A 17,543-nucleotide genomic window follows, 5' to 3' on the forward strand; every position below is an offset into this window, starting at 1 on the left:
ACAGGCCGATGAGAGTGTAAAGCCTGCTCCCTTGGCTCTGAAGAGGCTTATCTTCGATGCGATTTTTTTGATCACTTACGCAAATACACGTTTGCTCAAATGATCATTTGAGCTTTTGAGTGCAAGTACGTCTGCTTGATCAGGTGAAGGGGCCGTGGGGTACGATCTGCTGTCGTCGGAGGCAAGAGCCGTGTTGCGCTAATGAGCTGGCTCTTCTCATGTTGGCTTGCTGCGATCTAATTAAACCTGGGCCCTTCCGTGGCTCGGAAGGCAAAGTTCCTTTAGCCGTGGCGGATCGAAGACAAACATGCGCGGCTTTTCAATAATGCTGGATAACCGGGAGTCAGACCTCCGATGCGCCGGCTGTATGCTGCTATGGCCGCGCCTGCTACCGTGATCGCGTCTGCTACCACAGTGGCACCTGATACTAACACAGTGGCACCTGATACTAACCATGTGAGCCACCACCACGGGTGGAACGCCAAAGCCGTGCGTCTGCTAGCTAGATCGGATGGTTAGTGTCGTACTCGGATATTTTGTACAAGTCGGCCATCAGTTGCGTCAGTTCAGAACTCAGCTTACTCGTCAACCGCTTCGCAACTAGCTTTTGCATTTTGCTGCTGCGTTCATTGATCGCTTGTTCTATTTCTGGTTCACCCAGCCTGCTCGTTGCTGGCGACGACTGGGTGTAGAGAAAGTGATAGTAGGATGGAAGCAACACTAGAAGACCATCAACGCCGACCGGCTTGTTCACTCGGACGGTGGTATAGAACTCCTCGCCAAAGAAGGCCGCCCGTACGTTCTCCCAAAATCCACGCGGCTTTCGTGGTTTATTTTGCTCTGAGACACCTTTGCTCCTGACATGTTCGCTTAGCTTCTCGGCATCGCCATTGCACCTAAGCCATGTTGACTCATCTACTGCATAGTGTTGGCTCACCAAGGCATAGAGCGTAAGTGTAAGGATTTGAATTTCCTCATCGCTGCCGCCATCAAGCAACATAATTGCTGCTAGAAGACTGCTTGCCTCTGTAACGACGAACGACAAACGTTCCAGCTTGCGCTCTTCGACCAGAGATTCCTGGAGCTTAGATAATCTTACATCAGAGGGCATACTGCGAGAAAGCCGCAGGACCAGATCATCCAGTCCTTCTCCCGTTCCGTCATCTCCTACAGAGACGGGTACAGCGTCACCATCCGACACATTGCTGACGTACTGGAGCATCTTGTCGCGCTCGTCAGCTGAGAGACGATTGAGGACATCAATGTGGGTGGCTGCAACGATTACATGATCGCCGTATTGCTCACGTAGCTCAAGGAGAATATTGCGGAGCAAGGCTCTGTCCGGGCGCGTCATCGTGCGCGACGCATCAATCACGAATAAAACTGCATCCACAGGCGCCTCTTGTTCGATTTGATGAGGCGTGAGATGCCGTACGGCGGCCTCGGGTGAGCTCTGGAATGGCACAGATTCAACCGCATCCAAGTCTGGATCTTGAGGTATGCCCAAAAATTGCCGTGTGACGTTCTCATATTCCTCGTCACCTCCAACCCCCGGTGTATCATAAACTATCAACCCACTGCTGAAGGTGACGCGGAGAACGGCACTTGTGGTATCTGGCGTGCGCTTAGCAAGAGCAACTGGATCGCCAAACAGTGAATTAATAAGACTTGTCTTGCCGGCTGAGGTCATCCCGGCGAGAGCGACACGTGGAGGACGTCCCGACTGGATGCGATGCAGGGTCTTGGCGACAGTGTCTGAGTCATGTTCAACTTGCTCTGTATCCAGGCGCTCATTCAAATGTTCAAGGATAGCCTCTCCAAGCTCAAAAACATCTTTGACACTTGCGAGGTTGAAGAGATCTCCAATAACATCATTGATGCTTTTTCTCATGCGTCCATTCTGGGACCTACTATTGTTCATGTCTTTGCAACGTTTATTGAGAATAATTTATGTGGCGCATGCACCACATAACGGTTAAGTTCACCTGCGGAGATATAGCTTGGGCACTCTCCAGACAGACAAAGCGTTTTCGGGCAGCGCGAGCGAACTAAGTCGCCCGCATTCATTGTCAGGTGCAACACTGTATCATGAAGCTTCAGACGCCTTCCCATCGAACTTACGGTTTTTCTCTCTGTGGTACCACATCCAACTGCCAAACGCAATTCCGGAAACTGTCCAAACGACCAAGAAGATTGCACCTTCCACCAGCGAGTCAAATGTCGGAAGGTGTACACCAAGCGGAGATAGCTCTATTGATTTGGCAAACAGCCCCGAGGGATAACCCCAGAGGAGAACGCCATGATAAAGAACGAACTTCCATTTGCTTTCTTTTTCCATTTGCACTGATGCTCACTTTCTCAGTGGAAAGGATTCATAACCTATACTTACATCAACACACTTGACATAGCACGTATCCATAATTTCGCGCAAACGCCTGAAGGTCAATGCAACGGGTGTATCGGGCCCGCTGCTATATCAACAAAGTGGGCATAGCACATTATGAGCGACACGGCGACGGTGTCTATGCCCGTGTGTCGCCCGGTATTGGATTACAACGTAGCACGGCACTGCATAAGTCGCAAGTTTCTGACTGGGTTGCCTCTCCTCGCATGCCGCCCCGTATGTACAAGGATTAGCTCTTCTCGTGTTGGCTTGCTGCGATCTGCTTAAGCCTGCGCCCTTCCGTCATTCGGAAGGAAAAGTCGTTTTAGCCGTGGTGGATTAGCCGTGGCGGATCGAAGACAAACATGCGCGGCTTTTCAATAATGCTGAAAATGAAGGCAGAACACCTTGATAATGGGTGCCATTGTCTCCATATTGAGTTTATGCGGTTCAGTAAATATGCAATGCAGCATCGCCTCGATGGCCACCGGGGCGCTTTGACATAAAAAACCCGTCCCGGCACGTGGCCAGGACGGGCAAAATCCCAAATTGCAATCGGCTGCTTTTGACAGGGCACCGCCGATGCAGAGGAAAAACCACATGCGCAACGCACATGCGTCAAACAGCGGTACGGAAGACCGCCATTCAATATCTACATACGGCACTGGAGTGGAAAAGATCAAATCTTTTTCGGATATCCCGTCAAAAAGGGGGCAGGGAACGCTTCCTTTTCCGGATTTTTCCAGAACAGCACCTGATCGAAGCCCAGATCGTGCCTACCGAAGTGCCTTCACGCGGTCCGTTCCGCTGCGCGCAGGCTACGTGGAACGTCGCAGCGGCATTCTCACTCGCCAAAGCACCCCGCGGTTAGACCTTCTCTTCGACAGTCGGGCCGTCCATCTGACACGAAAGTCCGACAACGCCTCCTGCCGGGTCTTTGAGATGCATAGCGGCGAGCGTGTCAACCGAAGACGCGGGGAATTCTTCAAGTCGATTCAGTCGTTTACCGAAGACATCTGGACGCGGATCTACAGACGGGCAGTGCCGCAAGGCAACCCATTAGCGCACGAGGACTTTCACCGTCTGTACCGTAGGCTTCAAAAAGCAGTGCAGCGCGGGAGCGAGACGTTCAACATTGGGCCTACCGTTCCGAATGTTCGGAAAAGAGACGCCGACCGCTTTGGCCGTCGCTGGCGGCCGTCGGAGAACCTCAAACGAGCTGGTGCTAATTGCTATGCCGAGCCGCGACCGTTCGTTCTCTGTACGCCTCCGGCAGAAAACGACGCTGATAGCCTTAGCCTTGCGCCAAGTGGCAGTAGCGAGTATATCGACGTGTGGCAACAGGCAGCACAGCACGTTGCGCGCTCACAGAAGCTCCACAGGCGCTTTACCCATGCGGTGACGTGCTCTTCCCTTTACGGAAACCGCTACACCGCTCACGGCCGGCGCTACGAACGCAAACATGCTAGGGTCGGAGACCGCGAAGCGGCGTCACCTCGGTACTTAACGATTGGTCGCTGGCGGAAAGATGAGGTACAACGCCACGATCGTTCAAAATGCGCGGTTACAGTACCGTGGGTCATTGCCGAAATTGATGGCCGAAACGACGGAGGAGAGAAGTGCAAACGCGTTTCGGATCGCCTCGCGCGTCGCCTCCTACATTTGCTGAAAGACACCGGCGTTGATCTGGAAGACGTAGTCGTATCGTATTCAGGGAATGCCTCAGTTCACGTTCGCATCCCTCACAGTCTCTTGGGGTGCCCGATCTATCGGTCATCCCGTGCTGCAATAAATGCCCTTTCGGCTCTTTTCGATCGTCTCTGCGGCGATGACTTAGAACTTCGGCGAGCCATTGATGACGCGTGCTTTCGCCCAGGCCAGCTAATTCGCGCGATAGGCGGGATTCACGAAGACACTGGCCGTCGCACCGTCGGCGCTACGGGAGATGAGTTCTTAGACAAGCCCTGTTACTACCTATGGTACCTCTCAGAACCGCAGTTTCAGTACGCTCCCCTCGACATGCCACACCCCCGGGGGACCGATGCTTCAACCGACCTCATCAAACACCTGACCCTTACACCCAGCTATGACACGCAGCATACACCCGATCACGACTGTGAGACATTGGCTTCAGATCGTGCGCCAGCGGAAGGAGCCAGGCGACGCCCCAAAGGGGTCTTGCGGCGCATTGCAGAGGGCGTAGCAGAGGGCGAACCGTGGGGAAGCGACATTGAGCGCCCCGAGTGCGTTGGGCGACACTGGGCTGCGGTGTTTTGGTCGCATAAGATGCTCGATGAAGCCCCCTCCACGATGCGTGCCCGAACGCGCCTGTGGAGCTGGAACAAGCAGAACAGCCCGCGACTTCCGCTGCAAGAACTCAATAAAGTGTTTACAAGCGTCTACAAGTGGCGCAAACAGCGATTTGACGAGCGGCGGCCGGCACTTCGGGCCGTGTAACAGTTCAAGTCTGAGATGATTGATGGGCAGAGGCTAAAAAGCGGCAACAAAGGCGGCTGGTGAAGCAAATTCCTCGCGTGTCTCGCACGAGACATGCCTCATCCTGGGCGACCTAAACGGAGAAGCGGGCGTCTTCGCCTTTTACCCAGGTGCTACTGACTAGCATTCTGTATTTTTACAAGGGCCAAAGCTACACTGAGATGCACACTCTGTCTAGTGGAACGCTCACCTCAGTCAGGGTGCGGCGCGTCGTCTGCAAAGCCTCTAAAAAGCCGCTCCAGGTTACTTCGCGTGATTAATCCGTCTCTTAGCTCCTGTGCTAAATCCGCTGTTACGTACTGCCACATCTCGGTTGGCGTGTTTGTCTCCTGCATGTCGATGTAGCCATGCTCATAGCAATAGTCTTCGAACTCGTCAGCCTTAGTGCTATGAAATCCTTTCGTGCGTTCGTCATTGCGCTCCCTAAGCTCACGTAGAAGTTTTTCAGCATCGCCCTTCAACGCTTTGGCGAGCTCGACGAGGTCTTCAAGGTAGTTACTCGATACCGCTCCACAATCCTTTAGGGCTTCCGGCCCAATCGCCTTGCCTCGGCCGACCCGCCAAGCGTCTTGCCAGCTTTCAACAGCTTTCGCGCGAGCCCGGATGCAGTCATCTTTGTCAGATGAAAGCCCCGTAGCAGCATTGCCCGTACGTTCATACTGGAATGCAAGCTGCCCCCAGGTTTCTGTCCCGCGACGTACGAGGTCGGCAAGGCCCTTTGGATCTTCTATTAGATACCAGAGGTGAAGCTTCGATACCGGCTGACGTGGCGTCCACGCGGGAACTTTTAGTATGTCGCGGAGCGCTGTATGGCTCTTACCTTTCAGCTCAATAGGGGCAGTGCGAAGTGGCGGTACAGGAATTACTACATCATTCTCTCGCGAGTCCTCCGCAATGGGAGCGATGTCTCCAAGCGTCACAACTTTACAGGGCACGTTGGTCGTGCTGATATGCTCACGCCATTTCATTACTTCATCCTTCTGCGCCGTGAGGTAGAACACTTGACGACCCGACGCACACACAGCCTGTATGGCATCGATGATCGCAGTAGCTTTCTCCTCGTCGCTGTTCGCGAGCGTTTCATCTAGCACGAGCGGGAGCCTACACGTCTCTTCTTGCGATTCGACAAATGCCACCCGCACAGCTAAAAGAAGTTGGACTTTTGTGCCACTCGATAGCTTATCGAGATCGAATCCTCGGCTTTCGATTCGGTCACGTGCCCTAAACACGCCTGCGTCGCGGTCAAGGATGAGCTCGTAGCGGTGATTCGTAATCGCAGCGAACAGCTCGCGCGCTCGGTCGAAAACCGGCGGCAATCCCTGGTCTCGTGTCTTCGCTTGTACGCACTTTAATAGGGCAGCACCGACGGCACGGTTATAGTCTTCATGCCTCTCGCGAGCTAGCGCGTCGACCGTTTCCCGGTACGCCGCCCGCGCTTCTTCCAGCGTCCCTTCTTCTTTCGCTTCTTCGATACCACGTTCAATCGTACCAATTTTTTCTCGCAGCTCTTCCTCACGACGTGCACAGGTGCGGGCGCTTTCAAGACGTTTCGCTAACTCAGACCGAACGTCCTCATCCATCCAAGCTTCGTGACCATCCAAGCGATGAAGCTGCCGGCGTTCGGTTTCCAGCTCCATTTGTGCTCTCGATTCGGCTTGTTGTGTCTCCTTGTAGTCCTCATGCCGATCGCACAGGTCACGCAGCGTACTCTCGTTGCCCACTTCCACGCCGGTGGACGCATAGATCTCGTTGATCGCGTCCTGCGCTTCTTTGATATCTTTCTCGGCACGCGTTTTCTCAGCCTCCGCACCATCGAGGTCTTGCTTGGCTTGCCGAAACACCTCGCGCTCCTGCTCCAGCGTTTTCAGCGCACCCGCCGCTTCTGCGGCCGAAGCCGCGTCTCCCAGCTTAAGCGCGTCAAGCGTCTCGTTTAGGTTGTTCAGTGCGTTTTGGGCAAGGCGACGGGCTTCATCACGCGCTGCCTCGGCGGCTTCCGCCTCTTCGCGCGCCGTCTGCCACTCCGATAGGCGTTCAACGAGCCAGGCCAGCGAACGCATACCGACGTTGAATCCCAGCCGTTCAGAAAGCCGTTCGCGTTCCCTTTTGAGCTTCTCTTCACGGTTAGCTAGCTTCTTATATTCGGGCGCTAACCGCTCCCATTCTTCGATTTTTGCTGTTTCTACGGCTGCCCCGCGCAATGCGTCGAGCAGACGGTCGGCCGCTTTCTCGACCGCCGCGCGCGTCCACTGCGGCGTTGCCAACCCGGTCCGCTCAAAGTTGCGCTCGTAGGCAGATCGGTCGTCGCGCGCTGCTGCTTCTGCGTTCGATACGCGAGCGCGCAGCACGTCTGCCCCGATGATGAGGAGGCCAAGCACGACGGCAATTGTGGCGATCCAGAGCGAGACTCCGTGAGCGATATAGGCGAAACTTCCCAGCAACACCACTCCTGCCGCACTCCCAATGACGACCCAGCGTACACCTCGGTTATCTTCCGCGGGGTTCGGCTGCTGCAACCACCGATGCAGCGCCCGGACTCCGTCCTGCAGCGTTTCTGCGGAGGGGGTTGGCGCGTCTGCCTCTAGCAGACGCTGAACTACCTTCAGTGCCTCCTGCGAGCCACGTAGGTCCTCCGCCTTCTCAACGTGCGTTTCAACCGTCTGGATCTGAGGCAGGCCTACAGCTGCGGCTTTCTCGCGATCCATGCCGGCATCGAGCCGATTCCAGGTTTCTTGCTCCCTCTTTTTCGCTTTGGCAACCTGCGTCTTGGCATCTTCAACACGTTTCTCAGCCTCTTTGAGCGCATCTTTCAACGCCCGGAGCGCTTCAACCTCGCTGGCCGACAGTCCTCCATCAGGCAGTATGCTTTCGCCGAGCGTCTTTTGTGCCTTATCGATGATGCGCTCGTGCTGCTCAACGACGTCCCTGGCTTTTTCGATGGTCGCCAGATGCGCATCAAGCTGCTCATCCTCATCACCGCGCAGATGCTCGTGGGCCTCCGAGAACGTTTCGAGGCGATCGACAGCTTCACGATGCTTTTTCCGGGCGTCAGCAACGGTCATCGCCTGTTCGAGCGCACGGACCTGCAAGCCAGCCTCCTGCGCTTTTTTGTGCTGCCGACGCAGGTCGTTGAGCGAACGCTCCTTTTCACGCAGCTTTTCCTGCTTTGCTTTCGTTTTCCTAACTTGGCTGCGCGCGTCCTCAACCGCACGAGCGGTCTTGTTCTTATTTCGCGTCGGAACACCAAAGCCCAGGTTGCGCCCCGCCCCTTCGAGGTCGATGCCGCCTTGCGCTTCTTCTAAGATATGCTTGGCAAAGGCGTCGGCTCCGTCGGTGGCTGCAAGGAGATCTGGGAGGTACAGGTGGTACCGCGCGTGGTAGGAGGCTGGGGGGACGGAAGGAGGAGGCGCTGCCTGGGCGTCTTTCTGATACTTAACTCGGTTGCCATCACGCTCAACGTGCCATGCTGAAGCCCCCATGCGGAACGTGCCAGAAAGAACGGGCCTATCGTCGCTTCCACGCTTCGCCCAGATCATCATCTGGATCGCCCGAGCCAACGTTGTTTTTCCCGAAGCATTCGAGCCATAGATGATGTTTACGCCGTCTGTCAGATCCTCGACCTTTAGGTTGTGATTGAGCCCGTAGAGGCGGTGCACCTGAATATGAGAAAAAGCCAACACCGGCGTTGAATCGTCGGTTGAAAACGGTGCAGCGTTAAGCCGTTCAGGGTGGGTAGACATGAGAAGCAGACAGTCTGTGCAAACGAAAGTAAGCGGGAGGTGCGAAGACGGGCTCTTTGCTACCGATCTGCCGGCGTGTGTATGGCATCAAGGAGCCGGTACCCCTGACGGATAGCCCATTGGCGTATCTCACCTGACGACGGGGCGTTTCCTCGCTCAGGGTCGCGCTGAAGCGGGTCATAGCGTGTTGACCGATAGAGCGGCTGGACGTTTTTCTTTGCTTGCTGCATCACGTTTCGAACAGCATCGGTGTCGCGCCCTGCTTCAAGATCGAGGAGCAGTTCCGCTAGCACACCTACCGGATCGTTGCCACGGGCAAGTTCACCGAGGTCGTAGTCGGGGCGCGTTTGAATCTCGTAGTCGTAAATCGATCCGTGGACCTCGCCCGCTGACGGTGCAAGATCAGCAACGACGTCTTTCGCCTGTCGCTCAATTTCCGTATGGAGCGCCGTGCGGCCATCGTACACGAGCCGATAGACAACATGCCGTACGTTGGGCCATGTACGGGCAGCATGCGCCATGCCGTCCTGGATCGTTTCAATAACGGCGTGCTCGACGTCGTCTGCGGTATCGAATCCCGACACGTCAACCGAGGCCCTGTCGTAGCGAAGCGTTGCAAGCGGAATGCGTTCTTCATTTACATCCGATGGCCCGACGTTCACCAGCCACGCCCCATGCGTACCGGTTTCACCGGGATCGAGGGGTTGTAGCGATCCGGTGTAGAGCTGAAGCTGCCCACCTTGGCGATGCTCATTAGGGGCATGAATATGGCCAAGCAACCACGCATCGACAGGAGCACGGGCCAGTGCCTCACGACGTACGGGGGCGTACCGCCCTTCCGCTTGTCCCGCGTCACAGTGCAACACGCCAACGGTTGGCATTGACGTGGCCTCCAAATGGCCGTCTTCGAGAGGCGACCGCGGCACATACCGGCTTGGGAACGACCATCCGATGAAGCGAACGCGGGCACCGTCGCTGTTTTCGAGGATCACGGCCTCCCAATTTCCGCCCTGCCCCAGCAGATGAAAGCGATCGTCGTTGATGCTGCGCACCAAGCGGGGAAAAGTATCGTAGTCGTGGTTGCCGGCGACAGCTACCACGTTGATGCCTGCCTCAAGGAGGCGACGGATACCACGCTCTAGAGGCCCAAACGCCTCGTACATTTTGTTTTCGTTGTCGACGATGTCACCCGTCAACACAAAGGCATCAACGCTCCGGTTGAGCGCCTCTTCGATGCATTGTGCCCATACGTGCTGCACCGACAGCTCGTTGGGGCGGCGCGGCGCACGGGCCGGGCGACGCCCAAGATGAACATCACCGGTGCAGATGATCCGAAAGCGAGACGGCATAGAGAACGGTTGTTGGCATTGAGGACGTTAAGCAGGCAGCGCGTAACACAGATTCACGAGGTCTGGAGCCAGAGAAACCACGCGCGATTTTGCGCGCACGTTTTCTTTTCGCTTTTCGATCCGTGCCTTTAGGTTTTCCAGCCGCTTCTCTTGTCCACGAATGGCAATCTCCATATCTTTGCCCGTTTCTTGTTCGCGGCGGTAGCGCTTAATAAATGCTTGAAGCCGCTTTCGCTCCGACGCTGCGTAGTCGTCGAGCCGCTGCAGCTCTTGTTCTGTCTTCACCTCACGCTCTTCGGCCAGTTCTTTTCGGATGCGCCGAACCGTGCGACTCAGATACGCCTCGGCTGCATCTTTGAGCGCCTCGCTACGCGCCTGTAGCGTCTTCAGCAGCGACGCATCGGGCGAAACGGAGAGCGACTCACCATCGATAATACGCTCGCCCATGTTGTGCTGTGCCTGGCCATTCAATTCGTCCACAAAGACGGGGAAAAGCTCCTCACGGAGAACTTCTCCTGTGCCATCCTCGAATGCAATCCGATAATTGAAGACGATCCCCGGATCCTGAACAAAGGGCAAAACCTTGGCTCCATTTCTTCCGCCAAAGACATCCTCGTCATCAAACACATGATCGACGAGCGCGCCTACAAGCGGATGATCGGGCGATAGGTACGTTACCTTGCCCTCGAACCGCATGGCTAGATCGCGATCGAACGTGATCATCTGTTCTTCGAAGGTCTCGTCGACCGAAGCGGCCAAAACATCCGGCACGGTTACACGGAACTGACGGGTGGAGACCTGCTCAACCGTTCCTCCCAATGCTCGAAGACCTGCAATCACAAAGCCTTGGACATCCTGCGATGAGCCGAATACGTCTTCAGAATCGTCCACGACCTGCTGGATCCGGCGCCGACTCTCGGCATCGAATGTCGAGCAATCAATCAGGCTTCGCTCGTACCAGTCCATCAGGGTCTGCTGTCGCTTCTCGATTTCGCGCTCCAGCTCCTCCTGGGTGACGGATGGAGGCTCATTGTCACGAATGGAGCGCATGATCAATTTCTCGATGTTGAGATCCTCGATCATTCCCAAGACATCCGCTGTTGCCCCTACGCGCGCCCGAATGGCCTCCACTTTCTCCTGCAGGAGCTCAAAGATTTCGGCTTCACGGGTGCCATCAAACTGGAAGTTCCATACCTTTACCTCACGCTCCTGCCCGTACCGATGGATGCGCCCAATGCGCTGCTCAAGACGGTTGGGGTTCCAGGGCAGCTCATAGTTGATCATGATATGGCAGCTCTTTTGAAGGTCGATCCCTTCACTAGCTGCGTCGGTGGCAAAGAGCAGTCGGCTCTTGCCATAGTTGAATTCGTCTTCGATGCTTGCCCGCTCGTCTTTCCCCACATCGCCGTGAATCAGCAAGATCTCGTCGAACCACGGCTCATCCTCAAAAAGCGTGAGCAAGTATTCCAACGTATCTCGGTACTCGGTAAAGAGGAGAACCTTTTCGTTGGGTTCTCTCTCAAGAAGGGTTTGGATGTACTGCTGAACCTTTCGGGCTTTGCTGTCGACTGCAATTTCGTTGGCTCGTTCGAGAAGCGACCGAAGCGCTTCAAGTTCGTCTCGCAGCTCTTCATCGGCCGTTACCGTCACGCGCTCCAGCTCTTTCTCGGCCTCAATTTGCTCATCTTCCTCCAGGTCCTCTCCTTCGAGATAGCTTCGTGCATCGCGCGATAGATCGAGATCATCGTGCGCAAGCAATCCCTGTAGCCGACGCTCAAGGGTCGAACGGATGGCCCCGATGCTACTTACGAGCCGCTTCTGCATCAGCGCCATGGCAAAGCCAACCACCGGGGCATTAAGCACCTCCGACCGGTTGTAAACGGTGCGTACGTACTCGGTAACCGCTTCGTAGAAGTTTTTCTCTGCAGTGGTCATGGAAACGCCGACCGTCTGCACATCGCGGTTCGGAAAAATCCGCTCGCCATCGTCATCGAAAATCGTTTCCTTTCCGCGGCGAATCATCACCTCGTCGACGATTTCACGGGTGAGCTCTTGATCTTGTGCAACCTTGAGCGGGTCGACATACGAGATAAGCGATCGGAAGCTTTGCTCCTTGCCCGTATGTGGCGTTGCACTGAGCAATAGCAGGGCGTCGGACTGGCTGGTGATCTGCTCTACGCGCCGCGCTGTTTTGCTCGGCGTTTTTCCTTTCCGACTGGCTTTGTGGGCCTCGTCGACGATAACAACATCCCAAAAAGCTTCCTGCAGCGGTGCCTCAAATCGTCCTTGCCTAATGAAGGCCTGGCTCGTAATGAGTCGTTGCTGGTCCTGATTCCAAACGTTGGCTTCTTCCCCAAGACGACGCTGCTCCCCTTCTACCCAGTACCGGTCTGCGACGCTGAGCTGAATGTCAAAGAAGCGCTTCATCTCGCGCACCCACTTTTTCTGCAGGTGGGCCGGTACTACAAACAAGACGCGATCTGCACGGCGCCGGGCATCGAGCTCTTTTAGGATGAGCCCAGCCTCAATCGTCTTTCCCAACCCCACATCGTCGGCGATGAGCGCGCGCTGCCGTAGTCGCTGCATGACTTGGTTCACGCAGGCAAGCTGGTACGGCTCTAAGCGTACCAGCGAATTTGAAATGCTTAAAAGCTGGCCGCGCTGATGCGCCAGGCGAAAGCGCATTGCCTGGGTTCGAAGGTCAAACCGATCAGCCGATAGGTCGTCCAGATCGTCCGTGTCGGCCGCCGATCCGTCGCTCCCCCGGTGATCAATGTTCACATCCTCAACGCAAACGGACTTGACGCCTTCCCCTTCTACGTACACACGTAGATAGGGCAGCTCTCCCATTTGGGTGATTGTGATCACCTCGGCTGGCTGGCCATCGAGAAGAATTTTGTCGCCTGGATTTAGCGTATCAATCATTTGAGACAGTGTGTGATGAAAGGATACAGGATGTTGCAGATTAGCCTACACGTTCGGTACTACTCGGCCTCGATGGTCAAAAAGCTCAAGATGCACTCTTGCGGAAGGGCGCCGCCGTGGTAAAAACGCGTGTCGGCGAGCCCCTGCTTTTTGAATCGTTGCAAAGGATCTACGAGGATGCGGACCGGCGAGGCCAGGTACGACAGATCGGGGATGCGTTCGCGCGTTAAGCGTACTCCTGGCCCCTTGTCGGGTGCGTCGGCGGCAGCGACGCGGCGGCGCTTGATGTCACCCTCCGGCGGCGCGAGCGCTTCGAAGGTGGTTCGTTCAGGAAGGAGCACAAAGCCGTGATCGGTGACGACGTAGGCACGGCTCCAGTTGCCACTGCGCATCTTTTGAAAGATCAGACGGACGAGTTCGTCAATGCGCGCGGCCAGTTTCTTTTCGATTTGGTCCAGGTCGTTTTCTCCAATGTCGTCCAGCTCCGTGTCCATGTACGCCACACGCGTGCCGGACCATGCCGACGCGTCGTGCGGAGCCACGGTCCATCCTTCGTTCCTGAGCAGCTCGTGACGGCGCGTGGTATTGAGGGCGCGCCCGCTTCGATGCGCGCGCAGCTTTCCACCGTTCATCTTTACCTCGTAGGCGCGAACGCGCCCGGGCAGTACGGCCGCCATGCCAAACGCCGTCTCCGACGGCAGCACCCCGAGGCGCGTCGACTCGCGAACCGTGAGGTGTACGCCTGCAGCATCGTCGGAGCGTTCCTGCAAGCGGTCGGCCAGGGCACGGGCCAAATCGAGGCGAAGGGCGTCGATATAAAACAAGACCGCTTCCTTGCCCGCGCTGAGCGCCTCGCTGTGATCGGACCAGAACGTGACGCTGGGGCGCAAGGTGTCGTCGAGGAGCGTGCCGCGTTGAAGGGCGGCCTCCATTTTACCGGCCAGCGTTTGCAGGTATTCGAGATACCGATCGCCCACCAGGGCGTCGCGGCAGGTGGCCAGTGCCTCGCGGGCTGGATGGTCGGTGGACAAGTCCTCTTCGGGCGTGCCGGAGACGATGATGCGACGAACGGCTGCATCGATGTGCCAGCTTCCTTCTTCCCGATCGGCGTACAAGGCGTGAACCGGCGCATCGCGGTCGGCCCACGTGTCGTAGCGGTGCGCAAGCTCGGCGAGTGAAGCGGCCTGGCGCCACGCGCGAATCCAGGGCGGGCGCGCTTTGCCCACGTCTTCGCCGTCTCGCTTGGTGGCGGCACGGAGCGCTTCGGTGCGTTCGCGGGCTCGCTCCTGACACTGTGCAAATGCTCCTGCATCGAAATCCTGAAGCCACACCTTCCACAGATACGCTTCCAGGGCACCGTCTACCGGGCATGCGCTCGCGACCCAGGGATCGTCGAGTTGCTTGATGGCATCCGGCCAGTACGCTTTTTGATACGTGGACAAGACCTCCGTTTGCTGATCGGTTTCAAGCACCGATTTGAGGCGGCGGTGGGCGTAGCCAAGATCGCTCGTTGCAATGAATCGGGGAAACGCATCGCGGGGTACGCCTTCGTGGTGAAGCCACCCCGCCACGGCCCAGCGGCGCACAGCCTTGACGATGGCTGCGGGCTGACTGCTCGGGCGCAGGTTGGGCACGTGTTCATCGTTTAGGAGTGCACGGACTTTCTCAACGACATCCGGGTCATCGGGCAGGCGGCCCCATCCGTCACGCAAGATGTACTCAACCGGCAGGCTGTCGTCGCCGGTAAGAAGGCTGGCTTGGAGCCGCTGCAATGTGGGCCGATCGCGGCGGCTGAGCTGATCCTTGAGAATGTTGGCGATGCTTTGGCTGACGGCACCTTCGCCTTCCCATGAACGGAGCTGCCATGGGTAAATACCATACAGATCGGCAGCAAGGTCTTCGATACCCTTCTTGATCACCTTGCCCATGTGCGCTACGTCGCGAAACCAGTCGCGGCCGTTTTGTGCTTCGGGCACGTACCAGACGACGCGCTCGGGCTCGTCTTCCGGCGTAGCGCCTTGCTCGGCCACCCACGCCCGAAAGGCCAGCGGATGCTCGCGCGGGATAAACGGCACCCCCAACGCCTCACACGCGCGTTCCACCACGCTTCGAAGGTATCCGCCAGCATCCCACCAGAGTACACGACGCCGCGGGCCGGGGGCATCGTTGAAGGCGGCCTGGAGCAGCGCCTCCGCTTCTTCCTGAAGGGACTGTTGAGCGTGTTTGGGTGCAGGCATACGGTTAGGGGAGGGGTTGGAGCGGCGAATTCAAGTGAAGATGGGGGGCGGCCTCCGTCTCAGATCACCTTCTTGTCGACGAGCTCGGGGACGATCTTCTTCTCGGCCCACGGGGTGATGTTGATGGCTACGCCGTGCTTTTTGACGGGGCGGTACCCGGCGGTCGTGACCTCCTCCAGCGCGCGTTTTCGCCACTCACTGTCCATGTGTTTTTTCATGCGCTGGCAGGCGACGTTGATGGCTTCGCCCAGCTCGATGTCTTCATCGGTTTCGCGGGCGAGGGCGGCGACGAGCTTTTGGCGGCGCGTTACGCCGTTCGTCTGGCCCTGGTCGATCTTGGCGGCGAGGTCTTTCCCCTTCGAGAAGTAGTAGTTCAAGAAGAAGATGCCGTTGCTGCTGTAGTGCGTGGAGCCGGTGAGTTTGTTGAAGTACGGCAGCAGGTCGTACAGGTGCGCCTCGACGGGCTCGTCCGCCGGGCGGGCGAACTGCTCGCAGGCGGCTTCCAGGTCCTCCAGCGCGTCGATCCACTCGTCGCGGTTGTCGTTGACCGACGCCATAAACTTGGGACTGAAGTGGTCTTTGAACCACGACGTGGGTGCTTCCTCGTGGAGGGCGTCGAGCGTTTGGAGGCGCTCTTCGAGGCGCTCGCGAAAGCGGCGAACTTTGGGCGCGAGTTCGCGGGCGTCGTCTTGCACGGCCTCGGCCCACGGGCGGGGCTGGGTCTGGCTGAGTTCGGCGATCTTCGTTTCCAGCGCGCTGATTTGCCGGAGGGCGGCATCTGTGCGCTCAGCCTCTTGGCGAGACGCGCGGCGCGTGGCGGCGTCGACGCTGTCGTCGTCCGCGGTGCGGCGAGCGGCGGTTTGGCGCTCGCGGAGGGCGGCTTTGCGCGTCTCCAGGTAGCGCGTGCTGAGACGGTCGAAGACGTCGGCGCCGAGCTGGTGGTAGTCGATGAGGCAGGCGAAGCCGGTGATGCCCGCATCGCCGTCGCCGAGGCGCTCGGTGCTGAGCTGCCAGAGGATGGGCGTGTTCTCGAATTCGCTGCAGTGGAAGGCGAAGAGTTTGTGTTCGAGCCAGTGGCGCAGGTTGGGATAGGGCTCGTCGGTCGGGGCGCGGTTGCCGAGCACCTGGTCGACTTCCTGCAGGCGGTCGGTGGCGTATTCGCCCCAGATGGCTTCGAACTTGCGGGTCATCTTCACCACAAGGTCGGCCTCCTCGTCGTCGGAGACGGCACGGAGGAGCACGATGCCGTCGTCATCTTCCTCCAATATCTCGAAGACGAGGTGGAGGAGCATGCGTTCTACAAGTTTATCAACATCAAATGGATTGTCGCTTTCTCCCTCATCCTCCTGGCCATCGTCCTCTTCATTCCAGAAGGGGCGCAGTCCGGCCTCTCCGTACCGAATGCGTATTTCCTGTTTGATGAGGTGCTGCTGGCCCTCGTCGAGATCTAACAGATCAAACACCCGGTGATTGATGCCGTCTGCCCGCGTTTGGATGTTCGTCTTGGTTTCCTCCCAAAAGCTCTTCGCTGCCTGTACCATCTCAAATAGCGACGCGGAAGGAGCCAGCTCTGCTGGCTTGGACAGGCGTGCATCCTCTAACAGGGCACGATGCGCATGATGGCGATGGCTTGGTATACTGTCAGCATGACCCAGCAATTTAAGTAAAACAGGACCGCTGTAATAGGGCGAGTTGAACTCGAACTGCCGAAGGGAGGCCAACAGCGCGATAATTTCCTGCGACGCATTCTTCAACGAAGAATCTGCAAGGCGATCAAACCATGGAAGTTTTGACACCTCGCCAACCTCCCATATACGCTCGGTTTTCTGCGCAAGCATCAGATACGTGCCAATTAAGCTGTTGGCATATGCCAGTAGCTCCATCACATCGCGATCTGGGATTATTACTGAGCCGATATGACCGAAGATGGAGCCATCCTGCAACAAACCGAACCGCCGTCCATGCTTCGATTTGACGGTGCTGTACGTGATGGCTGGTTTGAAGTAATGTTGTTCGCTTGGTGTCCCATTACCACCACTGAACCTCTTTATTTCATCACCGTCCCTGCCCCATCGCAAAACTCGCTGCACTCGTGGTAAGACCCAAGAATCCTCGCCACCTTTGGAAAAGGGTGTCCAACCTTCGTTGCTATGCTCCCAGAAAAGATGTACGTATCGGTCGTCCTTACCAGTAGCTATTCCCTGCCGGACTACGCCAACAGATTTTCGGTCGTCACCTTCCCGTGCCTCAATGCAGAACTCAGTCTGATACAGTTTTCGAAGATCCAGCGGCACCCAATACGACAGCGACGCACCTGGAATCATTTCAAATTCGCTCAGAGGACGCACATACCTCCGCTGAATATCGTTCTCGAAGGCATCCACGTAAGCTGCATGGAGAAAGGAGCGCTCCTTCG

At 57.0% G+C, this 17,543-nt stretch carries 8 protein-coding genes; all 8 read right to left on the reverse strand.

The window, feature by feature from the left end:
- Positions 1 to 502: 502 nt before the first annotated feature.
- Positions 503 to 1,891: a GTPase family protein gene (locus tag SALLO_RS17470; RefSeq protein ID WP_169577943.1), complete on the reverse strand. Its 1,389-nt coding sequence runs from the start codon at positions 1,889 to 1,891 to the stop codon at positions 503 to 505.
- 195 nt (positions 1,892 to 2,086) lie between these two features.
- A complete protein-coding gene (locus SALLO_RS18565; protein WP_157621534.1) occupies positions 2,087 to 2,338 on the reverse strand; it encodes a hypothetical protein in 252 nt (83 codons plus the stop codon).
- A gap of 422 nt (positions 2,339 to 2,760) precedes the next feature.
- Positions 2,761 to 3,066: a hypothetical protein gene (locus SALLO_RS18570; protein WP_157621536.1), complete on the reverse strand. Its 306-nt coding sequence runs from the start codon at positions 3,064 to 3,066 to the stop codon at positions 2,761 to 2,763.
- Positions 3,067 to 5,070: 2,004 nt separating this feature from the next.
- Complete coding sequence (locus SALLO_RS0114090; RefSeq protein ID WP_157621538.1) at positions 5,071 to 8,616, reverse strand: ATP-binding protein; 3,546 nt, start codon at positions 8,614 to 8,616, stop codon at positions 5,071 to 5,073.
- 59 nt (positions 8,617 to 8,675) lie between these two features.
- The gene (locus SALLO_RS17475; RefSeq protein WP_022836943.1) at positions 8,676 to 9,965 is read right to left on the reverse strand and encodes a metallophosphoesterase family protein; all 1,290 of its coding nucleotides are present in this window, start codon (positions 9,963 to 9,965) and stop codon (positions 8,676 to 8,678) included.
- A 27-nt stretch (positions 9,966 to 9,992) separates the two neighbouring features.
- On the reverse strand, positions 9,993 to 12,890 hold the full coding sequence (locus SALLO_RS0114105) for a helicase-related protein (RefSeq protein WP_022836944.1): 2,898 nt from the start codon (positions 12,888 to 12,890) through the stop codon (positions 9,993 to 9,995).
- A gap of 59 nt (positions 12,891 to 12,949) precedes the next feature.
- A complete protein-coding gene (gene pglZ / locus SALLO_RS0114110; RefSeq protein WP_022836945.1) occupies positions 12,950 to 15,127 on the reverse strand; it encodes a BREX-5 system phosphatase PglZ in 2,178 nt (725 codons plus the stop codon).
- A gap of 59 nt (positions 15,128 to 15,186) precedes the next feature.
- Positions 15,187 to 16,668: a hypothetical protein gene (locus SALLO_RS0114115; protein WP_022836946.1), complete on the reverse strand. Its 1,482-nt coding sequence runs from the start codon at positions 16,666 to 16,668 to the stop codon at positions 15,187 to 15,189.
- Between the last annotated feature and the right edge of the window lie 875 nt (positions 16,669 to 17,543).

It is taken from the genome of Salisaeta longa DSM 21114 (assembly GCF_000419585.1).
In the GTDB taxonomy this organism is placed as follows: domain Bacteria; phylum Bacteroidota; class Rhodothermia; order Rhodothermales; family Salinibacteraceae; genus Salisaeta; species Salisaeta longa.